This is a genomic window from Erythrobacter sp. S259, from assembly GCF_057364965.1.
Genome location: NZ_CP200286.1, coordinates 2989784 through 3014780 on the forward strand (window position 1 = coordinate 2989784; position 24997 = coordinate 3014780).

Here is a 24997-nt window from a genome sequence, read left to right on the forward strand (position 1 = left end):
TGTTGCGATGGTTATCCTGAAGCAAGCCTGTACTGAGCCTGTCGAAGTGTTCAGGATGACGATGAATTTCTAAGTGACGATATTAACGAGCCGGTCGGGCACGACAATGACTTTGCGCACTTGTGCACCGTCAAGTGAGCGTTGCACCTTCTCTGAGGCAAGCGCCATGGCTTCCAAATGCTCTTTGGACGCGCCTTTGGGAGCGGTGAGAGTGTCGCGCAATTTGCCCTTGTGCTGGACCGCGATAGTGACCTCGTCCTCGACCAGCATAGCTTCGTCATGGGCTGGCCATGGTGCGTCGGCGATCAATCCGTCACCAAACAACTTCGCCCAAGCTTCCTCGGCGAGGTGGGGCATCATGGGGCTGACAAGCTTTATCAGCGCGATAATTCCATCTTGTCGATCACGTGTTTCCCGAGCCTTTTCGAGCGCATTTGCTAGTGCGTAATACTTCGCGACCGCTTTGTTGAACTGCAAAGCTTCGATATCAGTGGCAGCGCCTGCAATTGTTTGATGCACAAGGCGGCGAACTTTCAGATCTTCTTCTGTTGGAAAATTGACACCCACTCCCGTAGCCAAATTGTCATCTCCAGCAGGCGGGACGAGTGGGTCAATCGACATGAACAGCCGCCACAAGCGTTGGACAAAGCGGTAGCAGCCTTCGATGCCAGCCTCGGACCATGGCAGATCGCGTTCTGGCGGCGAATCTGAAAGCATAAACCAGCGCACCGCGTCCGCGCCGTAGTCGCGGATGATGTTGTCAGGGTCGACGACGTTCTTCTTCGACTTCGACATTTTGATAACGCGGCCCCTGGTCACCTCTTCGCCGCTTTCAAGGGTGTAGGCCTTCTCGCCTTCGATACGGACCTCATCCGGGCTGAGCCATGGGCCTTCTCCCACTTGGTAAGTCTCGTGCGTCACCATGCCTTGGGTAAAGAGCGAGGCGAAGGGTTCTTTCACATCGAACTTGCCAATATGCGCCAGCGCGCGGGTCCAGAAGCGGGCATAGAGCAGGTGCAAGATCGCGTGCTCAATCCCGCCGATGTAATGCTCGACCGGCATCCACTTGGCGATTTCCTCTGCGTCAAACGGCTTGTCCGAAGGCTGCGAAGCGAAGCGCAGGAAGTACCAACTGGAGTTGGTGAAGGTGTCGAGCGTGTCGGTTTCGCGCAGCGCAGGCTTGCCGCTGATCGGGCAGACCGTGTGCTTCCACGTTGGGTGGCGTTCCAGTGGGTTGCCGGGAGTTTCGAAATCAACGTCGTCGGGCAGCTCCACCGGCAATTGATCGCGCGGCACGGGTACGGGGCCATGGTCGGGTGAGTGGATGATGGGGATGGGAGTGCCCCAATAACGCTGGCGCGAAATGCCCCAATCGCGCAGCCGCCAAACGGTTGTACCCTTGCCCCAGCCGCCCTCTTCGGCACGGGTGATGACTTCGGCTTTGCCGTCCTCGACGCTCATTCCGTCAAGGAAGTCAGAATTGACGATCACACCGTCGCCTGACTCCGCCTCATCGCCCATCGGCGCATCGGCCTCGGACACATCTTTGGCCACCACGCGGGTGATGGGAAGCTCGTATTTGGTCGCAAATTCAAAGTCGCGTTGGTCGTGCCCTGGCACGCCCATAACCGCGCCCGTGCCGTAATCCATCAGCACGAAGTTCGCGATGAACAGGGGCATTGCTTCGCCCGTGAACGGGTGCTTGGCAGTGATTTCAGTGCGGAAGCCCAGCTTCTCAGCCGTTTCCAGCGCTGCCGCCGTAGTGCCGCCCTTTTTGCACTCCTCGATAAACGCCGCGACCTCAGCGTCGCCAGCCAGCGCCTGCGCCACAGGGTGATCGGCGGCAACCGCTACGAAACTAGCGCCGAAAATCGTGTCAGGCCGCGTCGTGTAGACCGGGAGCTTTTCGCCATTGGAAAGCTCGAATGAGAACTCCAACCCAGAGCTTTTGCCGATCCAGTTTTCCTGCATCAGCTTGACCTTCTCAGGCCAGTCTTTGAGATCGCCCAGACCCTCAAGCAGGTCCTCAGCAAAGTCGGTGATCTTCAAGAACCATTGGTCAAGCTTGCGCTTTTCGACCTCTGCGCCAGAGCGCCAACCTTTGCCGTCGATAACCTGCTCATTGGCGAGCACAGTCATATCAACCGGATCCCAATTGACCTCGCTTGAGCGCCGATCAATCAGCCCCGCCTCATACATATCGAGGAAAAGCGCCTGTTCGTGGCCGTAATATTCCGGGTCACAGGTCGCAAATTCGCGGGTCCAATCGAGCGCAAAGCCGATGCGCTTTAATTGCGCTTTCATCGCCTCAATGTTTGATCTGGTCCAGCTGCCCGGGTGGACCTTCTTTTCCATCGCCGCGTTTTCCGCTGGCATGCCGAATGCGTCCCAGCCCATCGGGTGGAGCACTTCAAACCCGCGCATCTTTTTATAGCGCGCCAGAACATCGCCCATGGTGTAATTGCGCACGTGGCCCATATGGATGCGCCCTGATGGATAGGGAAACATCTCAAGCACGTAAGACTTGGGCTTGTCACTATTGGAATCGGCGGTGAAAGTGCCAGCCTTGTCCCATGCAGCCTGCCAGCGCGCATCAGCATTTGCGGGGTCGAGATCGTATATCGGTCATGAAGTCTCGCTAACGCTGTTCATGACAAGCGCAAGGGGCGCACCGCTGTATCAGGCGCGTTTCCAACATTGATGAGCACAATAGCGAGCGGGGTGCGCACAACCGTGTTGGCATAGCCCTATCCGCACACCGAGCGCCGATTAGCTGCCGGACAGTGCCTTGCGGCGAAGGTCACGTGCTTTGGTGAGGATAATATCTTCAAGCTTTTGCACAGTCGCCGCCTGAACAGGGGCGTCCACCCAGTTTCCGCTTTGTGAAACTTGACGATTCGCGGTGACGCGAAGGGCGTCTGCACGAAGGTCCTGATCAAGGATCGCCACAAAAACCTTAACCCGTTCTTCCGGGTTGGAAGGGTTGGCGTACCAGTCGGTCACAATCACGCCGCCGTCGCTATCGGCGGATGCCAATGGCGCAAAGCTGAGGGTTTCAAGCGCGCCGCGCCAAAGATAGGCATTAACGCCAATTGTGTTGATCTGGGCTGCTGCGAGCTCGGTGCGAGGCCGCTCTGACCCGCCGCAAGCAGCAAGGCCAGCGATTGCGGCGGCACCAATTGCGAGCTTGGCAGTGTTCGAAAGTGTGAGTCTTGCGCGTGTCACAGCGAATGTATGTCCCTCTTAACGTCTTCGGCTCCGCTCTATACCGGGCGGGGGGCCTGCGGCAAGCGCACTTTAACAGTGTGCACCGACAATGCGTATCGACCGCGCTATAAGATGCCTCCTTTCCGTTTGCTGAATTGAGCGCAGTGCGTGCGGAGCGCGGTTCTGGCGGCCGATTTCGTCTCGGCGCGTCCGGCGCATATGTGCCCCATGGCGCGCTGCGGGCGTGTGTGAAGAGCGCAACAGGTTGAAGGTTTAGCGGGGCGTCTTTGCAGAAACGATTGCGTAGCCGCCTTTCATGATCGTATTACCTTTGCCAAGTAGTTGATAACGAGTCTTCTTTGTGTGGCTCCCTAGCCGCGAAAAGCGCAGGGTTACGAAAAACGAAGGGCCACGAAAAACGAAGGGTCAGGCGAGGTTCAGGAGCAAGCTGGTTATGTACACCAGCGAAGTATTGGAAATGTTGTGAAACGAGAGCGGATCAAAGCAGCGGGCAAAGGAGGCGGGCAAAACCGGGCCTCTCGATTGCTGCTTGGCATGTCCGCTGTTCTTTCGCTCGCTCTTCCATCGGCAGGATTGGCCCTCGCCAGTCTGGGTGATGAGAATCCACTCTCGCCATCTTTCGAACTTTTTACACCAGCCTCGGTGGATCCTGCTCTTGCGGCCCGTGTTGCTGACAAAGCCCGCGAACACGGCATTCATTTCACACCGCGTGGCGCAAACGTCTCCAGCAGCGAACGCACGGTGACTGTCGCGGTGCGGATTGATGACAATATGGGAAGAGTGGTATCAGTCCGCTCTTCAAGCGTGTCAGCGCCAGGCCTTGGCACTGATATTGCCGCTCTCCAGACGAACCGGTTTAACCTCGGTACTGCTCGCGGATACCGAAGCTTTGCCCGGCCTCAGGCGGCTGATACGGCGCCTTCGGGCCGCTCGATTGAGACAGGTGCTCTTAGCTCGATGGGAATGCCTGATCTTGCCGACTTTGAGCCAGCAGGGCCTAGTGCAGCCGATAAGCCGAGCCGTCTTCAACCCCGGATCGAACTTGAGGATGAACGGGTTGCTGGTCGTTCGCGCAACACGCTGGATGATGTGGCGGCGCAAACGGTGGACCTTGGCGGGTCTTTCCGGCTTTCGCCCAACCTTGACGTCACAGCGGGTGTTCGCCTCAGCCAAGAGCGTGACCGTCTGGACCGCCTCGATCCTCTGACCAATTCAGTCAAAGACAGCCAAGCGGTTTACGTCGGCACTCAAATTCGCTTCTAAAGCGCCTCTCTCCCTTAGAAATTGCTATGCATAATCGCGCCTTTGCGCATGTTTGGGTTGCCTGATGTGGCGGCACGGTTACTCTCACCGGATCAGCATCAAGGGAATCTATCATGAGCAAAGTAGCGATCGTAACAGGCGGCACACGCGGAATTGGCGAGGCCATCTGTCAGCGGCTCAAACGTCAAGGCCACACGGTGATCGCCAATTACGGCGGCAATGATAAAGCGGCAACCGCCTTCACCGAGGCGACCGGCATTCCCTCCTACAAATGGGACGTTGGCGATCATGAGGCCTGCATTGAAGGCTGCGCGCGCGTTGCCGAGAAACACGGCGAGGTCGATATCATCGTCAACAATGCCGGCATCACCCGCGATGGCACACTCCACAAGATGAGTTATGACGATTGGCACGATGTCATGCGCGTCAACCTTGGTGGATGCTTCAACATGGCGAAAGCAACCTTCCCCGGCATGCGCGAGAGAAAATGGGGACGGATTGTCAACATTGGTTCGATCAATGGCCAAGCAGGCCAATACGGCCAGGTGAACTACGCCGCAGCAAAATCGGGCATTCACGGCTTTACGAAGGCTCTGGCACAAGAGGGCGCAAAGTTTGGCATCACCGTCAACGCGATTGCGCCGGGTTATATAGACACCGATATGGTGGCCGCTGTGCCTGAACCGGTCCTGGAAAAGATCGTCGCCAAAATCCCCGTGGGACGCCTTGGCCACGCCGAGGAGATTGCGCGCGGGGTTGCGTTTCTCACATCGGACAATGGTGCATTCATGACCGGCTCAACGATGAGCATCAATGGCGGCCAGCATATGTATTGATGCAACGGCATAAGGGGAGCCAGCACATGCAAAAGACAACGCACAATCCGAGCGCTTGGATGCAAGGATTTGGGCTTAACCACGCGGTCGAAATCAACGGCGGCGAGCGCACACTCTATCTGTCGGGTCAAACATCAAGCGATGCGCAAGGCGCGCCCCTGCATGCGGGTGACATGGTCGCTCAGTACAAGACCGCGTGGCAATGCCTGCTTGATGCGCTCGCCTCAGCGGGCATGGATGCAAGCAATTTGGTGCGGCTTAACTTTTATGTGACTGATGTGCCCGCGTTTATGGCAGCCGCAGACCAGATCATGCCGATCCACGGCGAGGCAGGTGCACAGATTGTCTCGACCTTGCTTGGCGTAAAAGAGCTGTACCACCCCGATATTATGGTCGAAATCGAAGGCACCGCTGTCGCCTGATTCAGCTGAGCCTCTGGCCCCGCATTGCGGTTGCGGCAGCGGGTAGCCTTCGTTAGTGCGCGAATGCAGTGTCGCTTCTCGCCCTATTTCTGCTTCTTGCCGCCGCCGCTATTCACGCCGGATGGAATGCACTGGTCAAAAGCGACATGGACCGCTTTCGCTCGGTCGCGATCATAGCCGTCTTCGGAAGCTTGGCTGCCATTGTATTGCTTCCGTTTGTGCCAGCGCCCGCCCGGCAAAGCTGGCCGTTCATGATTGGCTCCGCCGCTATTCAAGTGGGATACTGCTTTGCCCTTGTGCGAGCTTATGATCACGGCGACCTTGCCAGCGTCTACCCCATCGCAAGGGGGAGCGCCCCGGTGATTGTGACCATCGGCGCGGCTCTGTTTGCCAGCGAAGTGCCTTCTGCCGCAGGTCTTGCGGGGATTGCGCTGGTGTCGCTGGGCATAGTCACCTTATCCGTAGGCTCCGGCAGGCCCAGTTCCAAGGCCATCCGCGCCGCTCTCACAACCGGGCTCTTTATTGCATCCTATGCGCTCGTCGATGGGATCGGCGTGCGCCGCGCTGGCAGCGCGATGGGCTATATTGTGTGGCAAGCGGTCCTTGCCTCCACGCTGATCGCTGCATCGTATGTGGTCACGCGCCGACAATTGCCAAAAATGCCCGGCGGTAAAGCTTCCCTGGCCCTTGCGATTGCCGGGGTCCTTTCAGCGCTCGCCTACGGTATATCGGTTTGGGCGATGAGCCTGTCTGCCATGGGCGCTGTCTCAGCCGTGCGCGAAACCAGCATTCTGTTTGCGGCGCTCTTCGGAGCTGTCCTCCTTAAGGAAAAGCTCACCGCAGCGAAAATCCTCGGCATTGTTATCGTAACAGGAGGGGTCATCACCCTGTCTGGCGCGTGACACATTGCGAGCGTAAAACGCACCCCTCATGCGGCGAATGGAGGCGCCTGTCTTAGGGCTTTCTTAAGCCTCTTTATGTAATATCCCTTAATAGAAGTTACGAAGGTGTGAACGCTCTGGGACAGCTCCTGCGGGCAAATACTCCTTCGCCAACGCTTTAGGAGCGAGCCGAAGTGGAACAGACGAGCTCAACACCAATGGACAGTTCACCCGCCGCCGCTGAAAATCGCTGGCCGCGCTGTGCCAGCCTTATGCTGCGCCGCGCAAAACTGGTCTGCCAGAGCGGCGAATATCTGACGCTTATCCGCGATGTGTCTGAAAAAGGCATTGGCCTTGGATTTTTGCACGAAGTTCCGCCAGAGCCGCGCACTCTCCTCCAACTTGCCAATGGTATGACCTACCCGGTGGAGCGCGTCTGGGCGCAGTCACGCCAGGCAGGTTACCGGTTTGGCTGCACGATAACCTTGAACGAATTTCTGCGCGAAGAAACACCCCATCCGGTCCGCCCTTTGCGCCTTAATGTCGAAGGGACTGCACGGGTTCAGGATGGTCGCACTGTCCTGAACGCAAGGTTGCTCGATCTCTCATGCGAAGGGGCGAAGATCGAGAGCGACAATGACATTCGCGCACGTGGTCTCATCAGTTTTGAGCTTCCGGGTATATCGCCGCGCCTAGCGCAAGTGCGTTGGAATAATGGCGCACACTATGGCCTGCAATTCCAGCACCCGCTTGAGACCGAAGAGCTCGCAAGGTGCGCAATGCTGCTCCAACCCTTTGGCGATATGCGCAAAAGCCGCTTTGCCAAACTTCTGGCAAAGGCACGCGCAGCATAGGTTCTGCCGCCAAGGTATCAGTTAAGGTAATAACCAATCACGCGGTATGTATCGCCCTCGGGCTGTAGCGTGACAGTTTCGATTACACGCGGCTGTGTTTCAAACTCGGTTAGAAATTGCACTACTTGATAACGCTCTGGGCTCGGTACCTCTTGGAAGCTCACCGCCTTTCGGGTCACAACATCGCCCAGAGGCCCGCGTGCCATTTCGCTTGCCGCTTGCCAGCGCTCGACTGAGTTCGCGTCGCGGAAGATTTTGCCGGCTGCGGCATGGCTCGAGGCCCAATCTTCCTTGTCCACCAGCGCAAGCCATTCGCGCGCTGTGCGTTCGTAAACGGCGTTCTTGTCTGCGGTGGCCACAGTCGCATCACTGGATGCGGTCTGGGTCCCGGCCGGTGAAGCGGCAAGCCAAAGGGCAGTGCCAAGAGCAACGAATGAGAGCATGACTATTCCTCCAATCCAAAGCGCCCGAGTGTTCCGGGCTGATGGCGTTGGATGATCGACATTAACTGCCGAGTCCGCATCCCCAAATCCTTTGTCTACAAGAGAATCGTCTACGAGAGTTGCGGGTGTTCCCTCTTCGCTGTCCAACAAGAGCCGCGCGGCTTCCTTACTGCTGGTGACGCCCAGCTTGCGCCGGGCAGAGCGCAAACGTTCATTGATCGTGTGCACCGAAAGGCCAAGCTCGCTCGCAGCGGTCTTGGCATCATGACCGCGCACGATCAGGCGAAGCGTAACCCGTTCTTTTTCGGTGAGATCATCAATCGAGCCGTCCATGCAGGCTATCATAGGGAACGACACGCAAATTGGACCACCCCAAATTTTTTGGGGCCGTTCTTGGGACGAACGTGGTGGAACCAATTTGGCAGTTTGCCGCTTGGGTCCGTATAACGGATTTGAAGAGACCTAGAAAAATGCCAAGCGACCTGCCCCCCTCAGACAGACTTTCAGCGTCGGACAAAAGCGCCATTATCGAAATGGCGCTGAGCGATCACATGCCTTTTGCGGTGATCGAGGCGGAATTTGGCCTCAAAGAGCGCGAGGTCAAAGAGCTGATGCGCGATAATCTCAAACCCGGCAGTTACCGCGCATGGCGCAAACGCGTGCGCACGTTCTCTGACCGCCGCGAGCATTACAAATGAGCGCTCCCTATCATCCGCCGGTCAAACGCTCGATTGCGATTGAAGGGCACAGGACCTCTATCAGTCTGGAGCCAGTTTTCTGGGATATGCTCAAAGACGCAGCGGAGGATGCAGAAATGCCGGTGAGCACACTAGTGGCCAAAATCGACGCAGAGCGCATCCAATCCGACACCCCTCCCGGTTTGGCGAGCGCTATTCGGGTGTGGTTGGTTGCTTCTCAGAGAGCTTGGGAATAACCGCGCGTACCGTGTAGCGTCCCGGTTTGAGCGCCAACCGCACATCCTCGCCCGGCTCAACCCACACCCGGTCGATGGGCACTGCTTCAAAGGGCTCGCCCTCAGCGAAAGCCTCAATGACGAGCGGTGTGTCAATTGGCTCAAGCGCTTCCGGGATTTCGACCGCCTGAGCGCCATCGGCAAAGCGCCAAGTGGGCCGACCAAAGCGAAATTCATAGGTAGGGTGGTCGATGCTGAGGTCAAAACCGACTTGAGTTGATGGGGGTGGCGCGAGGCTCACTGTACTTGTGCTCCCACGACAAACCGTTTGTCCGATAGTCAACGGGTCAACGCCGGTTTGCCTTGTGAGACGGGCCGCCATCCATGCATTTTCCCAGCCATCCTCATCAATAGAAGTAGCCTCGCTCGCATGACCATATCCAACATGAACGATCAGCTTCTGATCTTCAGGCAGATCGGCTAAAATGGCGGCAAGGTTGCGGGCCTGAGCTGTCTCGCGATCACGGATTGCAATGCGCCAATCGTCGGGCAAGGAAGCGCTCGGTTCTGATACCTCTTCATATGCGACAAACCGGTAGCCTAGCGCCTTGGCATCCCGCAGCATCTGTCCGAATACCGGCTCGCGACTGTACCAGCCAATGCGGCGATCAATATAGGCGAGGTCGCCATAAGTTTCGACCGGATCCGGCTCGCCATCGACATTGCGAAATGTTTCGGCAGCCAATGTTGCAAAGCCATGCGGTCGAAGCGCTGCGATGACCATGCGCGAAAAATCGCGGTGACGGGTGACGGTGTGGCTCTCATTGATGATCACCACCCGGTGCGAGCGGGCAGCTTCAACGATATGTGTCAATATCGCCTCGCTCCCTGCGACGGGTGGATCGCGCAGCGGGCATGGTTTTTCACGATATTCGCTGTCGGTCTCGGCCGCCCGGTCCTCGCGACCAAGCATGGACCAGCCTTGCTCTACTACTCCGCCTCCCGGATAGCGGTAATCTTCTTCGGGTTCTTTGTATAAAAAGGCCTGTCCCGTCTCCTCCGCTTCTATCGGTGGCCCGGCAACTTCGAGAACAACCTCACCCTCCTGCGCACTGGCTCCGGCGGCCAAAGCAGCAGCAAAAACAAAGGTACAAAGCCGCCTCATCAATCATCAACCCGCTCAATATCAGCACCCAAAAGCTGCAACTTTTCCTCGAGCCGCTCGTACCCGCGATCGAGGTGATAGATGCGGCGCACGGTCGTCTCACCCTCTGCGGCTAGCGCTGCGATGATCAGGCTCATTGAGGCACGAAGGTCGGTTGCCATGACCTCTGCGCCGGTCAAATCCGCCGGACCCTTTACGATAGCGGTGCGGCCTTCGGTGGCAATGTTGGCCCCCATGCGAGAAAGCTCTGGCACATGCATAAAGCGGTTTTCGAAGATCGTCTCTTTGAGGACTGAGGTGCCTTCCGCTTTGGTGAGAAGGCTCATCAATTGCGCCTGCATATCGGTGGCAAGGCCGGGGAAAGGCGCGGTGGTGAGGTCTGCGGGCTTGAGACCGCCGCCCGACTTGATCGTGACGCCCCCCTTGTCCGCCTCGACCCGGACGCCGATGGTGCGCAGGGCCGATAGGGTCGAATTCATATCGTGCTCGTTTGCCCCCTCCAGCCGCACATCGCCGCCTGTGATTGCCGCTGCGCAGGCGTAGGAGCCTGCTTCGATCCGGTCGGGCATGACCTTGTAGGTCGCGCCGTTCAATCGTTTGACCCCGTGGATCGTGAGGTCGCTTGAGCCAATCCCTTCAATCTCTGCGCCCATAGCGACCAGCAAATTGCACAGGTCCACAATCTCAGGCTCGCGCGCAGCGCCGGTGAGGCGGCTTGTACCATTGGCGAGCACCGCTGCCATCAGCGCGTTCTCCGTCGCGCCCACTGACACCACGGGGAAGTCAAAGTCACCGCCGGGAAGGCCGCCTTTGGGCGCAATCGCTTTCACGTAACCTGCTGCAAGTTCAATCTCTGCGCCAAATGCCTCAAGCACTTTTAGATGCAGGTCAATTGGCCGGTTCCCAATCGCGCAGCCGCCTGGCATCGACACAGTTGCCTCACCCATTCGCGCCAGCATTGGGCCTAGCACAAGGATCGAGGCGCGCATTTTGCGCACCAGATCATACGGTGCAACTGTCGATGTGACGCGCGCGGCTTGGTACGTTACGACCCGGCCAAAATCCTCAGGGCGATTGTTGCCCTGGATGCTCACCGTCACCCCGAACTGGCCCATCAGATGCTGGAACCCGTCAATATCGGCAAGCCGCGGCAGGTTGCGCAAGGTGAGCGGCTCTTCTGTCAAAAGCGCGCATGGGATGAGCGTCAGTGCTGCGTTTTTCGCACCAGAAACAGGAATTGTGCCAGAGAGGCGATTGCCGCCTTTGATAATCAGTTTGTCCATGGGCTAAGAGCCTTAACAAAAGCTCGCTATCGCGCAACTGAGCGGGCGGCCTTCATCCGCATCATTGACCTTCGCCCCGGCGCAAGGCACGAACCCAATAACACCATCTTATGACCAAAGAGCACATTTTATGAGCCTCAAGCCAATCAAAAAGGCCGTTTTTCCTGTCGCAGGACTGGGCACGCGCTTCCTTCCCGCAACTAAGGCGATCCCGAAGGAACTGCTTCCCATCGTGGACAGGCCGCTGATCCAATATGCGGTGGACGAAGCGCGCGAGGCGGGGATCGAGCAGATGATCTTTGTGACCGGCCGCGGAAAAACCGCCATCGTTGAACATTTCGACGTCGCCTATGAGCTGGAAAGCACCATGGGCGAGCGCGGTAAGGATATGGGGGTGCTGGAGCCGACACGGGCCACACCTGGCGATATCATCACTGTGCGTCAGCAAGTGCCGATGGGACTTGGCCACGCTATCTGGTGCGCGCGCGCGATCGTGGGCGATGAGCCTTTTGCGATCTTCCTGCCCGATGAACTGATGATCGGCCACAAGAACGGGTCAGGCTGTATGAAGCAGATGGTCGATGCCTACGATCAGGTCGGCGGCAATCTGATCAGCGTTCTCGAAGTGCCGATGGAGGAAGTCTCCAGCTACGGCGTGATTGAGCCCGGTGCTGAGAACGGTTCTCTCACCGAAGTCACCGGCCTCGTTGAAAAGCCTCCGGTGGCAGAGGCCCCTTCCAACAAGATCGTCTCAGGCCGCTATATCCTTCAACCCGAAGTCATGCGCACTCTGGAGACGCAAGGCAAAGGCGCAGGCGGCGAGATCCAGCTCACCGACGCCATGGCAAAGATGATCGGCACCCAGCCATTCCACGCAGTGACCTTCGACGGCAATCGCTACGACTGCGGCAGCAAGCTTGGCTTTGTTGAGGCGACCTTAGCGCTGGCGTTGGAGCGCGATGATATGGGCGCGGACGTGCGGGCGATGGCGGAGCGGTTGTTGGGTTAGGAAGAGAAACTCGTTCGCCCTGAGCCGGTCGAAGGGCCGGACTTCACTTCGAAAGGAAAGGCGGTGCTTCGACAAGCTCAGCACGAGCGGTATTATTAGGTTAACGCTGACTCAGCCGCTTCGCGTTTCCACGGCCCATTTGCAGCCAGTTCTAAGATTGTTACAATAGACCCATGATAGTCGTTCTGCTTGGATCATCGATCCCAGTTCTTTTCGCCTTGATCCTTGGGTCTCTCACTTATCGGAATGAGTGGCGGTTTTGGGGCATAGGTAGCCTTGGGTTGGTGACGGTTTATCCGATTGCCCATTGGTACTTACTCCGTGCGATCCGCGAAACGTTCTATGATCTTTTGCCAAAGGATGAGGCGGTTTGGGCTTCGGTAACAGCGTACCTCGCATGGTTGAGCATTCCGGTTTGCTTATGCGGTTTCTGGGCGACTCGTTGGATTACGCGTCGGTTTGCCCGTGAATAACTCTGGTTACCTTCAATTACCGTCATCCTGAACTTGTTTCAGGATCCATTTGCACACTAGGCGCTGCTCCCGAGGGAACAGCGCCTAGGGTTTGGATAGACCCCGGCTCGGAGACCGGGGTGACGGTTGTTTCTAGGGCTTACTCAGCCGCTTCGCCTTCTGAGCCGCCGAGACGCTCTTCAGCTTCTTGGACTTGCTCGGAGACATCAGCGATAATCTCTGCCAAGGATGCGTCATTGGCTGGCGCGACTTCCGCTGCAGCCCCTTGAGCGAGGCTGCCAAGCGATGACCCATCAAGTCCAAGCTCTTTCATCAGCCCGTCGAGCACGGGGGCCTGTGCGCGGTAGGCTAAAGCTGCGGAGACCGCGTCAGTTGCCAAGTTTCCCGAGCCACCGCCGGAACCGCTTGCGCCGGGCGCACCGGACGAACCGCCGCCGTTTTGCGTAAGCCCGTCGACCTGAACGATCTTGATCGAGTCGATTGCCTCCATCGGCTTGGCGCTTTCTTTGATGACCTCTGGGAGCACTTTGAGGAGAGCCAGCTTGGTCTGAAGGCTGATCTGATCCATCGAAAGGATATTGGCCGCCTCGTTGACCGCTTGTTGACCTGCGGCCTCAACTTCAAAGCGCACACGGTCGGCTTCAGCGCGCAGAATTTCAGCATCCGCCTGACCCTTGGCCTCAAGACGTGAAGCCTCCGCGCGGTTGGTGGCTGCGTCTTTCTCTGCTTCCGCCTCGACCTTGATTGAGATGGCGTCGCGCTCTGCGACCTTTGCTGCTTCGATAAGCTCGATCTTCTTCTGACGCTCGGCAACCTCGCTTTCGCGCGACGTTACAACCTGCTCTTCAGCGGCCACGGCCAGAGCCCTTGCAGCGTCAGCTTCGGCTTTCGCCTGGCTTTCCTCGCGGGACTTATTCTGGACCTCGATCTGCTGCTCTTGGCGAGCGATTTCGAGAGCACGGGTCTGGTCGATCCGCGCCTCTTCAACAAGGCGGTCAGCTTCAATCTGCTGCGCATCGACTTGCTTTTTGGCCTCAATCTTTGCCGCATCGGCTTCGCGCTGACGCTCTGCCTGTTCACGGGCGATTTCGGACATTTGCGATGCACGGCGCACCTCAACTTCGCGCTCTTGCTGGAGCTTTGCGTATTCGGTGTCACGCCCGATCTCGAAGGAGCGTTGGTCCGCCTCCAAGTTCTTGCTTTCCATCTGAACGCGGGTGTCCTGCTCGATATCGTTGCGCAGTTTTTTGCGCGCTTCGATCTGCTCGGTGAGCTTGGTGAGACCCTCGGCATCAAACGCGTTGTTGGCGTTAAAATGCTCAATGCTCGTTTGGTCGAGACCGGTGAGGGAGACCGATTCCAGCTCAAGACCGTTCATGGCGAGGTCGTTGGAAGACACTTGCTGCACTTTTTGGACGAAGTCGGCGCGTTGTTCATGCAGCTCGTTCATGCTCATGCCCGCGGCCACAGACCGCAGTGCGTCGACGAACTTACCTTCGACCAAGTCTTTGAGCATTTCTGGCTGCATCGTGCGCTGACCAAGGGTTTGCGCCGCCATGCCAATCGCGCCTGCATCAGGGCGAACGCGGACGTAGAATTCCGCCTTCACATCAATCCGCAAGCGGTCGAGCGTAATCAGAGCTTCTGCATCCTTACGGACCACGGCTAGCACAAGCGTGTTCATATTGACTGGCATGGTCTCATGCAGAACAGGGAGCACCAGCGCGCCTCCGTTCATGACAACCTTCTCACCGCCAACACCGGTCCGCACAAAGGCAATCTCTTTGGAGGCCCGGCGGTAAAGGCTCATAAGAAACACAACGATGATCAGCAGGACGACAAAACCCAGCCCAATCATAATGGCAAGATCAATAATACTCATTTTCCCTCCGTTTGTATGATGCGCGCGGCCCTCTATTGCGGGCGGACTTTTCGGGGTGTCCTATACACGCACGTATTTGATTGTTTTGTGGCTCAGCGCTCGGGTTGAGTCCACCAATTCAATGCTGTTATGAAATAGACAGCATCGGGTTTTCGTACTGGACGCCGAAAAAGGTCTCCCCCTCGCGCCGCACCAGCATAACGGTTTCCCCTTGTGTCAGCGTCGCCTCCGGATCGTTGGGCTCAACCATCACGAAATGTGGATGGCCATGCCGGTCGATCACTTTGGAGCGTGCAGGAGAACCTGCGGTTGCGCTTCCCAGCTGGATTTCGGCGTCGCGGCGCACAAGGCTATCGAGCCCGACCGCGCTGGTTTCATCCTGCGGGAGGAGCCGCGCCAAAGGCCGGGTAAGCGCGCCCGTCACAGGCAGTGCTGCGGCTCCTGCGGCAATAGCGGCAAGCCAAGCCGGGAACGGCGCGCCGACCATGCCCACCACTATCTGCTGACCCACGACCCCGATCACCGTAAAGACGAACAAAAGCACGCAGAACCAGATCAGAAACGGCACACGGCCAATTCCAAAGACGGTCTGAAGCGTTTCAGAAAAGCCGCTAGCAGCAGTTGGATCGGCGTCGATATCGACATCGGCGCCTTCGAACATATCGCCCATGCCAATAACTTGAGCAATCGCGATAAAGACCAATAAAATGGCAGCCCCTGCGAAAGGCAGATTGTAGGCTTCTAACAAAGTCATAAACTCACCTCCTTTCATAAAGGGAGGCGGTTTTCACGAAGTTGCGGCTCAAAGCCCTTTTGCTCGTAAAAACGCCTCCACCTTCACAAAAAGCGGCGCGCTTCCAATTGCGTCCCATGAATGCTGTGTTAACAGATATCGCCCGTAAAGAACAGTAAAATCGCACATCTTGTTTCAATAATTCGTATGCGGAAAAGATATTTTGTGTGATCCCTTGAATTGTTGCGAATACGTACCTAAATATGATGCTTGATTACACGGTTTCGCGTCAAAATTTCCTACACAGCATTATAAAGTGGGTATTGGAGTTCTTCTTCAATACTCCCCTGCGGCTGTATCTCATCAACTTGCCGGTGCGCATTCAGCTTGGTGTGATCTTCAACGGAAGCGTTTTCAGCCCTCCGACAAAGGTGGTGTTTGACCGCCGTGCCTCGCCCGCAGGCTCAACGCTATCCAGCCGGTCCAGCAGCACCTCGAACAGCACTTTGATCTGAAGCCGTGCCAGGTGCAGCCCGAGGCATTGATGGGCGCCAGCCCCAAACGCTGCGTGACGATTGGGCGTGCGGCTCGCGTCAAAGCCCCGGGGGTTCTCAAACTGGGCCGGATCGTAATTGGCCGAAACATAGCTCAGCATCATCCAATCGCCTTTTTGGATAAGTTGGCCGCCCACTTCGACGTCTTCGGCAGCGGTGCGCATAAAGTGCTGTACTGCGGTAGTGGTGCGGATCGCCTCTTCGACGAGGCCGGGAAGCAGCGAACGGTCTGCTTTGACCCGCGCGAATTCTGCCGGATCATTGGCTAGCGCCTGCATCGCCCCCGATATAGTGGCTGAGGTGGTGTCGTGGCCGGCGGCTGCCATAATGATGTAATAGCCCGCCATGTCGCGGTCAGGCAGAAGCTTGCCGTCCACCTTAGCATTGGCGATAACACTGGCGACATCATCGGTCGGGTTCGCACGGCGATCTGCGGCGATCCCGGTGAAATAGTCCTCAAAGACTTTGACCGCGCCCGACACGAGTTGAAGCACTTGCTCAGGCGTCATATTCTCCATGCCGGTGCCCGATAGGTCGGCATCCTGTCCGCCAAACAGCTTTTGGGTGAGCATGAGCATGCGCGGCTCATCTTCTTCAGGAATGCCTAGGATCTGCATGATTACATGGAGCGGCATGGGGGCTGCTACCAGCTTCACAAAGTCGATCTCGGGGCCCTCAGCAATCATCGCCTGGACCCGCTTTTCAGCAAGCGCGCGGATCTCGTCTTCCATCTTGGCAAGGTTGCGCGGCATGAACCAGTCCATGGTCAGCTTGCGGTACTTTGGGTGGATTGGTGCGTCGAAGACCACGAGGCTGTCGACCAACATGTTCGACCCCGTCGCCTTGCGAGCGAACTCGGTCGCCTCGCGGGTTGCAAAGACCACAGGTTTGGGATTGTTGAGGAAGGTTTTGTTATCCTTCGAGATGCGCATCACATCTTCGTAGCGCGTGATCAGCCAGAAAGGTTCAAACGTGTCATCCTCGGCCACCACTTTGGCGACGGGCATGTCATCACGAAGCTCATCGAAGGTATCGAGGAGGCCGTGCCATTCGCCGTAGCTGGTAGGCGCAATGACCTCGCGGGCGATGTTTTCTGGCAGGACGGCTGGCTTGTTCATGATGCTCTTCTCCTTACGCTTTGGCCATTGCTTCATACTCATCGCGCAGTTCGCGCTTGTAGAGCTTACCATTGGCCTCGCGCGGAAGGTCTGGGCGGAAGTCGAACTGCTTTGGCATCTTAATCCGAGCAAGGTTGGGCGCGAGAAAATCGCGCAGTTCTAGTTCGAATGCCTCGCCAGCATCGTCCATCGTCACCGGCTGGATTACCGCGACCACGCGCTCACCCAGCTCAGGGCAAGGCGCGCCGATCACGGCTGCGTCCATGACCTTGTCATGGGTGACGAGCAGATTCTCAATCTCCTGAGGATAGATGTTCACACCGCCTGAGATAATCATGTGGCTCTTGCGGTCGGTGAGGAAGAGGAAGCCTGCCTCGTTCACGTGACCTATATCGCCAAGCGTCATCCAGCCTTTGGCGTGCATGGCATCTTTGGTCTTCTCAGGGTCCTTATGATAGGTCGGCAGAATATCATTCTCGAAGTAGATCAGGCCATCTGTGCCTGCCGGCACCTCTTCCCCGTCCGCGTCGCAAATGTGAAGCGTGCCGTGAATTGCCACACCAACGGTTCCAGGGTGCTCCAGCCATTGCTCGGATTTAACAAGTGTCATGCCGATGCCTTCTGAGCCGGCGTAATATTCATTGATGATCGGCCCCCACCAATTGATCATCTCATGCTTGATTGGAACCGGGCAAGGAGCGGCGGCATGGAGCGCGCGCTGGTGGCTGGATAGATCGTAGCGCGAGCGCACCTCTTCATCGAGTTTGAGGAAGCGGACAAAGTGGGTCGGCACCCATTGGCTGTCGGTGACCTTATATTTCTCAATCGCGGCCAGAGCGTCTTCGGGATCGAATTTCTCCATCACGACGATCGTGCCGCCCAAACGCTGAACGGTGGAGGCCCAGCCAATGGGCGCTGCGTGGTACATCGGAGCAGGGCACAGATAGACTATCGAGCCATCAGCGGGCATGCCCGCTCCCATGGTGGCAAGGCCCATAAGAGGGATCGGCGCCTCGATGTCTTCTTCGGCGGGCGGCGCGGGGCGCACACCTTTGGGGCGGCCAGTTGTGCCTGATGAGTAAAGCATGACCTGACCCGGCACAGGGCCGGCAACCGTATCAGGCGAATGCTGACTTAGTGCGGCCTCGAAGTCGTCTGCGCCGCCGCTGCCGGCAACAAGTATCTCCAAATCGGGAAGCTCAGCGCGTATACCCTCGACCACCTCGGCATAGGCGGGCGAGGTGATCAAAAGCTTCGCCTCAGAATCGCGCAGGATATAGGCAATTTCCGGAGCAGTCAGCCGGGTTGATACTGGCACCAACATTGCTCCGCAGCGCTGCGAACCCCAGATGAGAGTGAAATACTCCATTCGGTTCTCTAGGAGCACACCAAATGCGTCTGACGGCCCAAATCCGCGAGCGCGCAGCAAGTGCGCAAACCGATTGGAAGCCTCGTCCATCTCTCTGAACGTCATCTGCTCGCCGCTACCAGCCATAATAACGGCAGGATGGTCGGGTCGCGCCGCCGCATGGGCGATCGGGTGCAAACTCATGTCTCTCTCCATTCCAGTCGCCGGTCCTTCTGATAGGGACCTGCGAACAGTCTCGAGCCGCAACCTAAACTAAGGCTGTAAGTGCTCAAGCCATTTTATTGATAGGAAGCTGGAGAAAAAAAGGCGGCGGGAAAACCCGCCGCCCTATCTCGGACACCCTCTCCAATGTCCGGCCCGCTTGCCAGCGGGTGTCTGTCATCCGCTCTGCGGAGAAATTCTTGTGCGGGGGTTATTGACCGCCTGATCCGACCCGGCGCCGTCCTTCAATAAGGGTTTCCGGATTTTCGGCGACCAGAGGATCTTGTTTCTTCGCCGCCATATAGTGAACTGGGTTCACCGCAACGCCATCGACACGGACTTCGTAATGGAGGTGCGGTCCGGTCGACCAACCTGTTGAACCAACATAGCCAATCACCTCGCCTTTTTCGACGCGGTCCCCTGCGCCAACCGCAAGACGCGACAAGTGCGCATATCGGGTTTCAAGCTCAGCGCCGTGATCAATCTTGATGTAAAGTCCATAGCCGCGGCCCCAACGCGCCAAACCAACGATGCCGTCGGCAGTAGCATAGACAGGCGTACCCGTAGGAGCTGCAAGATCAATGCCCTTGTGCATCCTGCGTCCGCCGCGAACCGGGTGCTTGCGCATGCCGAACCGACTGGTCATTCTTGCGCCATTCACCGGAGCAAGCGATGGTACGGAAACCGTTGGCTGCTCCAAAACGGCGATGGGATCGTTCTGCTGCGGTTTCTTAAGAGTGTCGAGCGAAGTCCAGCTTGAAAACAATTCGCGGAACCGCTCATCGCCGTTCGCCAAAGTTTCCGCCTGAGCCTCCTTAACTGGAGCGACGATATCAGCCGCAGTGCTCGCAGCGGTGTTAGCGTGAGAAGCTGGGCTTATCACCAAGGATGCTGCGACACACAGTGCAGCTGCTACTTTTGAAACAGAGCGCGTTAGCAAGCTCATCGAGACCCGGTCCTATCTGACGCTTTGAGCGTCACTCACAGTTCAAAACCACGTTTATGTTTTGTTGTCTAAGAGACCCAAGCCTCAAGCAATGTGGTTAATTATTCACGATCACAGGCCTGACCGCGAATTTGTAAGATTTAGTTATCGGACTGATTCGCTAAACCGCAATATCTTCGTAGAAGTCCCGCGATAAACCGGCTGCAAGACGCGCTGAGTCGTTGAATGGCGGTTTAACCGGGCCTCTGAAATGCTTGCGAACGAGGGATTTCCAGGCTTTCGCTGGCTCTTCGCCTGATTCTTGCGACACCTTCAAAAAGTATTTGGTGCCAAATCCGACATGGCGGATCTCATCGTCAAGAATCCGCGCCAAAATTCTCGCGCCATGCGCGTCACCCGCTGCCTCAACCCGTTCAAGCGTGGCCGGCGTCACATCCAATCCGCGCGCCTCTAGCACCATCGGCACCACTGCCAATCGCGCCGCTACATCATGGCGGGTATCATGCGCGGCCTCCCACAATCCGCCATGCGCTGGCAGAGCTCCATAATGGCTGCCAAGGCTTTCAAGCTTCCGGGCGAGCAGCGCATGATGCATCGCTTCATCGGCTGCAACATAAAGAAATTCGGAGACGAACTCCTCCCCCATTTCGCCGCCGAAGCGCCCTGCCATATCGAGCGCTAAGTCAATCGCGACAAACTCGATATGGGCCAATGAATGCCACAAAGCGATGCGCCCGCGCTCTGATCCAAATTTGCCGCGTTTCGGCATTTTGTTGGGTGGCAGAAGCTCTGGCGCATCAGGCCAAGCAGGCTGATCGGGCATCGCATCATCGAACGCAAAAGCCAGCTCGCCTTTGCGCCAGCGCCGGGCGACATCCCTTGTGGCAAAACACTTGGCGCGCGGGTCGCCGGTTAGCATGGCGGAGCGGATCGCGGATGAGACGGATTGCATTGCGGCTTACAGCGCTTTGGCGGCGGCCAGCACTTCCTCGGCGTGGCTCTTAACCTTCACCTTGTTCCACACCTGCGCGATTTTGCCGCCGGTTCCCACGAGGTAGGTCGTGCGGACCATGCCCATATAGGTTTTGCCGTACATTTGCTTTTCAGTCCAAATGCCAAGCGCATCGGAAAGCCCGCCTTCTTCTGCATCAGTTGCCAAAGGCGTGGTCAGATCGTGTTTGGCAATAAAGTTCTGGTGCTTTTTCGCGCTGTCTTTGGAAATTCCGAGAAGCTCCACTCCGGCGGCATCGAACTCGCTCTTGAGCGCGGTAAAATCCTTGGCCTCGGTTGTGCAGCCTGGCGTGTTGTCCTTGGGATAGAAGAACAACACCAGTTTTTTGCCGGCATAGTCGGATGGCTTAACAGAGCCGCCATCGGGGGTCCCCATCGCAATATCGGGAAGGGCGTCACCAGGGCCGGGAAAATCAGTCATCGGTTCAAATCTCCAAAGTCTCTTCAAAATTGTGCACCCATTGGCGGGCCACGCACCGCCGCGCCTGTGCTAAGTCTGCAAAAAGCTCTGCGTAGCTAGAGCGTCCACAAGCCCGCGCAAGCGCTTTTGCAGCGGCAGGCGGCGGCTCTTGGCGTTCGGGCGCAAGGAGCCTGCTTGCGATCAGCACATCCGTCATAAGGTCGTAGGCAGGCCAAAGTTCCCTCTCTAGCAGGCCCAAATCCATCAGCGCCGGAATTGCTTCGGCAAAATCGGGCGAAAGCATCAGCGGGTTTTTGGCCGCCAGTTTTGACGCATCACGCAGCTGAATGAAGTGAACAAGAAACTCGACATCAATCAATCCGCCGCGCAAAAGCTTTACATCAAGCTCACCTTCGGGCGGCTTATGCTGAGCCATATCGCGGCGCATTTGCAGCACGTCTGTGCGCAGGTCCGCTGTGTCACGCGATCGGCACTGTGTCCGCGCAATGATCTCTTCGACTTTCGCTCGGGCCTGATCAGAGCCTGCCAAAACGCGCGCGCGGTTCAAGGCCATGTGCTCCCAGGTCCAAGCGGAGGACTTTTGGTATTTGGCGAAAGCTTTAATCGAGACTGCAAGCGGCCCCTGGTTGCCTTGCGGTCGCAGCCGTGTGTCTACCTCATAGAGCGCCCCTTGCGCGGTGGGCACGCTGAGCGCTGCGTTCACCCGTGTCGCGAGGCGGTTATAGTAAAGCGTTGCACCAAGAGGGCGCTCACCATCTGACTCCGTTCCATAATCGCCTTTGAACAGATAGATCATATCAAGGTCCGAGGCGGGCGACAGCGCCCCTCCGCCCAGCCTTCCGAGACCCAGCACCAGAAGCTCGCTTTGCGCTATACGGCCATGAGCCCGGGCGAATTCCTCATGCGCGGCTTCAATCGCCGCGGTAATAGCGGCCTCGGCGACGTGCGAGAGCGCCGCTGCAATGCGCGATGGCTTATGCTCTGCTTCAAGCAGGCTGATGCCAAGCGTGAAGCGCGCCTCGCTGATGACCTGCCGGATGCAGTCGAGCTTCGCTTCATAATCGTCCCGCTCAGGCCCTTCGCGCATTTGCTCAAGCGTGCGGGTATAGGTGTGGTCAAAGTCAATCGGCTGGCGCTCAAGCAGCACGTCGAGCGTTTCGGGACGCCGCGCCAGAGTGCTCGCAATCGGAGAGGAAAGGGTAAGCGCGCCTACCAAACGCTCAATGAGTGCGGGCTCAGCGGTGAGGAGCCGGAACAGCTCAATTGCGCTCTGGGTGCGCTCGATGATCGCTTGAAAGCGGATGATGGCGCGCTCAGGGTCATCGCTTTTGCAAATGGCATCGAGGAGCTGGGGGAGAAGACGGTCAAAGGCCTCAAGCGCCTGCGGGCTCCTGATTGAGGAGTATCGTCCATCCCGCCAAGCCTCGATCCTCGCTGCTAGAGCATCGCTGTCTGCAAACCCCATCTCTGCCAGTGTCCTTGCGCGGCTTTCACGCTTGGGCTGGGGGTAGGGTGCCGGCGCTTCTTGGCCGATCAGCTCATCGTAAATTGCGCCGGTTTGGCCTGTGAGCTGCGTCAGCTCTGCGACCAGGGCCGCGCCGTCCGCCAATCCGTCAAGCTTCGCCGCCGCGTCCAATGCCGCTCCTCCAGGCAGGCTATGGGTTTGGCGGTCCTCGACCATCTGCAAGCGGTGTTCTATCACTCGGAGGCGGTCATATCCCTCGCCAAGAATGCGTGCGTGCTCTGCCTCAATCCTCCCCGCCTGTGCCAGCGCGTCCAATGCCGCTCGCGTGCCGCGAAGGCGCAGGGATGGGTCGCGGCCGCCGTGAATAAGCTGATGGGTTTGCGCAAAAAACTCGATCTCGCGAATACCGCCGCGCCCCTTTTTGACGTCAAAGCCGGGGCCGGGGCAATCGGGGCCTTCGTTGCTTTCGCGAATACGCTGGGTGAGCGTGCGGATTTCCTCCACCGCTCCAAAATCCAGCTTCTGACGCCAAATAAAAGGGGCAATCTCTGACAGGAAGGCCTCTCCGGCCGCGGTGTCACCCGCCGCAGCCCGCGCGCGGATGAACGCTGCGCGCTCCCATGCAAGCGCTTGGCCCTGATAGTGCGTAAGCGCCGACGACACGGGCACAGCAGGAGGGCTGATCTCGCTTGCCGGACGAAGGCGCAGGTCAACGCGCAAGACGTATCCTTCAGCGGTGTTTTCAGAAAGCAGGCTCACAACGCGCCTGGCATAACGCTGGGCCGCCTCTCCCGGATCATCTTTGCCCCGGCGCGGCAAGGCCCCGGGATCAAACAGCAAAATCGGGTCAATGTCAGAGGAATAGTTGAGTTCTCCTGCCCCTTGCTTACCAAGCGCCAAGGCGATCATACCATCGCTCCGGCTCTCTCCCGTGCGGTCCTCAATCGCTGAGCGGATCGCTCTATCAAGCGCGTAATCGGCAAAATTGCTGAGCTCGCTCACCACCTCTTCGAGCGAGAAAGCGCCCGCAAGATCGCCAATGGCAAGCGTGGCGGCGAGCGCCAGTCTGTGACGGCGAAGGGCAATGCCCGTGTCCTGGTGCTTGCTGCGCGTACGTGTCCATTCCATCGCCGTATCACTGTCGCCTGCGGCTAGCAGCGTTTCCAATTCTGGTTGACGATCCAAACAACGGGCGAGAAAGGGCGCAAAGCTGCGCGCCCGCCTGAGCGCATCTGCCCAATCAAATTCTCCCTTCACTGCCATCACTCCCAATTGGCGAAGCGGCTTGCAGCACGCAAGGCCATCTGTAAGGACGCGCCTTCGAATTTGGCTCAATTCTCGTGTTCGGAGCAAACGTGTGAGCGCTGTAATAATGCCGCCTGAATGGGCTCCGCAGGACTGGCTTTGGATTGGCTTTCCGCATCTGGCAGAGGAATGGCCCGGCTTTCTTGAGCCTGCGCAAGAACAAATCGCGGCCTTTGCCAATGCGGTGGCGGATAGCGGTCAGGATGTGCGTTTGCTGGTGCGTGATGAGGCGAATGAGGTCCGCGCCCGTTCATTGGTAAGCGCGAGCGTTACGCTGGAGCGGCGCGTCTATGGCGATATCTGGCTGCGCGATACAGGGCCCTTGGTGGTGCGCACGTCCCAAGGCCGATCAGCCGCCGATTTCGGCTTCAACGGCTGGGGCGAGAAGTATCTGATGGACGGCGACCAGACCATCGGAGAAGAGCTTGCCCGCAGTGCTGGGCTGCCTCGTTCGGTCTCGGCCATGATCCTCGAGGGCGGAGCGGTGGACAGCGATGGCAGAGGGCTTGCTGCGACGACCGAGCAGTGCCTCCTGAACCCCAATCGCAACCCTGATATGAGCCGCGATGAGATTGAAGATGAGCTTTCGCGAATGCTGGGCTTCAGCCGGGTCTTGTGGCTGGGCGAGGGGCTGATTAACGACCATACCGACGGCCATGTCGACAACCTTGCGCGCTTTGTCGGACCCGGCAAGCTGGTGGTGCCACAAGCCACTGGCGAGGATGATCCCAATGCTGCGATTTACGCTGATGCCAAACGCCGTGCGCAGGATTTCGGCGTCGAAGTCTTCACGATCCCATCGCCAGGCCTCATTAAAAGGAGCGGCGCAATTGAGCCTGCAAGCTATGTGAACTTTGCTATCACCACGCATTTGGTGGTGGTTCCCACTTTCGGCTCGCCCCATGATGAGGCCGGTGTGGAGGCTATCGCATCACTTTTCCCGGATCGCCAAACCCTCGGTCTCCCAGCTGATGCGGTCCTGGCGGGCGGGGGCGGTTTCCACTGTGCGAGTCAGCAAATGCCCTCGGCTTTGCCGCTGAATTAACGCTTCGTTAGGGAATTGCCGCGAAAAGGCGTAAATGAGCCGAGCAATCGCCCTTTCCCGCAGCACATTTCAAGCTGCACATACGCGCCAGACGGAAATGCTGAACAGCGTGATTGTCCTTGGCTGTGCGGGCGCATTGATCTTTGCTGGTCAAGCTTTACCGCTCTAAACTTACCT

22 protein-coding genes are annotated in these 24997 nt (G+C 57.8%); 9 read left to right on the forward strand and 13 right to left on the reverse strand.

What is annotated here, in order from left to right:
- Window positions 1–69: 69 nt before the first annotated feature.
- Window positions 70–2622, reverse strand: a complete 2553-nt coding sequence (leuS, locus tag AC0V60_RS14285; RefSeq protein ID WP_486179509.1) for a leucine--tRNA ligase — start codon at window positions 2620–2622, stop codon at window positions 70–72.
- A gap of 147 nt (window positions 2623–2769) precedes the next feature.
- The gene (locus AC0V60_RS14290; RefSeq protein ID WP_486179100.1) at window positions 2770–3225 is read right to left on the reverse strand and encodes a DUF3576 domain-containing protein; all 456 of its coding nucleotides are present in this window, start codon (window positions 3223–3225) and stop codon (window positions 2770–2772) included.
- A gap of 465 nt (window positions 3226–3690) precedes the next feature.
- Here AC0V60_RS14290 and AC0V60_RS14295 point away from each other — a divergent pair, with 465 nt between their 5' ends.
- The 5 genes from AC0V60_RS14295 (at window position 3691) to AC0V60_RS14315 (ending at window position 7484) form a co-directional block, all read left to right on the forward strand.
- Window positions 3691–4491 carry a hypothetical protein gene (locus AC0V60_RS14295; protein WP_486179101.1) on the forward strand — a complete coding sequence of 267 codons (801 nt, stop codon included), beginning with the start codon at window positions 3691–3693 and terminating at the stop codon, window positions 4489–4491.
- A 113-nt stretch (window positions 4492–4604) separates the two neighbouring features.
- A complete protein-coding gene (gene phbB, locus AC0V60_RS14300) occupies window positions 4605–5327 on the forward strand; it encodes an acetoacetyl-CoA reductase (protein WP_486179102.1) in 723 nt (240 codons plus the stop codon).
- Window positions 5328–5353: 26 nt separating this feature from the next.
- Window positions 5354–5749 carry a RidA family protein gene (locus AC0V60_RS14305; RefSeq protein ID WP_486179103.1) on the forward strand — a complete coding sequence of 132 codons (396 nt, stop codon included), beginning with the start codon at window positions 5354–5356 and terminating at the stop codon, window positions 5747–5749.
- A gap of 68 nt (window positions 5750–5817) precedes the next feature.
- On the forward strand, window positions 5818–6651 hold the full coding sequence (locus tag AC0V60_RS14310; RefSeq protein WP_486179104.1) for an EamA family transporter: 834 nt from the start codon (window positions 5818–5820) through the stop codon (window positions 6649–6651).
- A gap of 197 nt (window positions 6652–6848) precedes the next feature.
- Window positions 6849–7484 (forward strand): PilZ domain-containing protein, encoded by a 636-nt coding sequence (locus AC0V60_RS14315; RefSeq protein WP_486179105.1) that lies wholly within the window; start codon window positions 6849–6851, stop codon window positions 7482–7484.
- A gap of 17 nt (window positions 7485–7501) precedes the next feature.
- On the opposite strand, the gene AC0V60_RS14320 is transcribed toward AC0V60_RS14315, so the two are convergent.
- Window positions 7502–8260, reverse strand: coding sequence for a DUF4019 domain-containing protein (locus AC0V60_RS14320; RefSeq protein ID WP_486179106.1), 759 nt, complete (start codon window positions 8258–8260; stop codon window positions 7502–7504).
- A 137-nt stretch (window positions 8261–8397) separates the two neighbouring features.
- On the opposite strand from AC0V60_RS14320, the gene AC0V60_RS14325 reads away from it, so the two are divergent.
- Both AC0V60_RS14325 and AC0V60_RS14330 read left to right on the forward strand, forming a co-directional pair.
- Window positions 8398–8625 (forward strand): TIGR03643 family protein, encoded by a 228-nt coding sequence (locus tag AC0V60_RS14325; RefSeq protein WP_486179107.1) that lies wholly within the window; start codon window positions 8398–8400, stop codon window positions 8623–8625.
- Window positions 8622–8861 (forward strand): ribbon-helix-helix domain-containing protein, encoded by a 240-nt coding sequence (locus AC0V60_RS14330; protein ID WP_486179108.1) that lies wholly within the window; start codon window positions 8622–8624, stop codon window positions 8859–8861. Before AC0V60_RS14325 ends, AC0V60_RS14330 begins: the two co-directional genes overlap by 4 nt.
- On the opposite strand, the gene AC0V60_RS14335 is transcribed toward AC0V60_RS14330, so the two are convergent.
- Together AC0V60_RS14335 and murA are read right to left on the reverse strand one after the other, a co-directional pair.
- Window positions 8818–10005, reverse strand: a complete 1188-nt coding sequence (locus tag AC0V60_RS14335) for a hypothetical protein (RefSeq protein WP_486179109.1) — start codon at window positions 10003–10005, stop codon at window positions 8818–8820. The genes AC0V60_RS14330 and AC0V60_RS14335 overlap by 44 nt on opposite strands.
- On the reverse strand, window positions 10005–11288 hold the full coding sequence (gene murA / locus AC0V60_RS14340) for a UDP-N-acetylglucosamine 1-carboxyvinyltransferase (RefSeq protein WP_486179110.1): 1284 nt from the start codon (window positions 11286–11288) through the stop codon (window positions 10005–10007). Before murA ends, AC0V60_RS14335 begins: the two co-directional genes overlap by 1 nt.
- 130 nt (window positions 11289–11418) lie before the next feature.
- Between murA and AC0V60_RS14345 the strand changes: the two genes are divergently transcribed.
- The gene (locus AC0V60_RS14345; protein WP_486179111.1) at window positions 11419–12297 is read left to right on the forward strand and encodes a UTP--glucose-1-phosphate uridylyltransferase; all 879 of its coding nucleotides are present in this window, start codon (window positions 11419–11421) and stop codon (window positions 12295–12297) included.
- Between the two features lie 612 nt (window positions 12298–12909).
- On the opposite strand, the gene AC0V60_RS14350 is transcribed toward AC0V60_RS14345, so the two are convergent.
- The 8 genes from AC0V60_RS14350 to glnE form a co-directional block, all read right to left on the reverse strand.
- On the reverse strand, window positions 12910–14652 hold the full coding sequence (locus AC0V60_RS14350; RefSeq protein WP_486179112.1) for a flotillin family protein: 1743 nt from the start codon (window positions 14650–14652) through the stop codon (window positions 12910–12912).
- A gap of 127 nt (window positions 14653–14779) precedes the next feature.
- Window positions 14780–15406: an OB-fold-containig protein gene (locus tag AC0V60_RS14355; RefSeq protein WP_486179113.1), complete on the reverse strand. Its 627-nt coding sequence runs from the start codon at window positions 15404–15406 to the stop codon at window positions 14780–14782.
- Window positions 15407–15767: 361 nt separating this feature from the next.
- Window positions 15768–17057 carry a cytochrome P450 gene (locus tag AC0V60_RS14360; protein WP_486179114.1) on the reverse strand — a complete coding sequence of 430 codons (1290 nt, stop codon included), beginning with the start codon at window positions 17055–17057 and terminating at the stop codon, window positions 15768–15770.
- 13 nt (window positions 17058–17070) lie between these two features.
- On the reverse strand, window positions 17071–18609 hold the full coding sequence (locus AC0V60_RS14365) for an acyl-CoA synthetase (protein ID WP_486179115.1): 1539 nt from the start codon (window positions 18607–18609) through the stop codon (window positions 17071–17073).
- A 229-nt stretch (window positions 18610–18838) separates the two neighbouring features.
- Window positions 18839–19573, reverse strand: coding sequence for a M23 family metallopeptidase (locus AC0V60_RS14370; RefSeq protein WP_486179116.1), 735 nt, complete (start codon window positions 19571–19573; stop codon window positions 18839–18841).
- Window positions 19574–19733: 160 nt separating this feature from the next.
- Window positions 19734–20525: a ferritin-like domain-containing protein gene (locus AC0V60_RS14375; RefSeq protein WP_486179117.1), complete on the reverse strand. Its 792-nt coding sequence runs from the start codon at window positions 20523–20525 to the stop codon at window positions 19734–19736.
- A gap of 6 nt (window positions 20526–20531) precedes the next feature.
- The gene (locus AC0V60_RS14380) at window positions 20532–21005 is read right to left on the reverse strand and encodes a peroxiredoxin (RefSeq protein WP_486179118.1); all 474 of its coding nucleotides are present in this window, start codon (window positions 21003–21005) and stop codon (window positions 20532–20534) included.
- A 4-nt stretch (window positions 21006–21009) separates the two neighbouring features.
- Window positions 21010–23733 carry a bifunctional [glutamate--ammonia ligase]-adenylyl-L-tyrosine phosphorylase/[glutamate--ammonia-ligase] adenylyltransferase gene (gene glnE / locus AC0V60_RS14385; RefSeq protein WP_486179119.1) on the reverse strand — a complete coding sequence of 908 codons (2724 nt, stop codon included), beginning with the start codon at window positions 23731–23733 and terminating at the stop codon, window positions 21010–21012.
- A 109-nt stretch (window positions 23734–23842) separates the two neighbouring features.
- On the opposite strand from glnE, the gene AC0V60_RS14390 reads away from it, so the two are divergent.
- Entirely contained in the window at window positions 23843–24820 is a 978-nt protein-coding gene (locus tag AC0V60_RS14390) for an agmatine deiminase family protein (RefSeq protein ID WP_486179510.1), read from the forward strand.
- The last annotated feature ends 177 nt before the right edge of the window (window positions 24821–24997 follow it).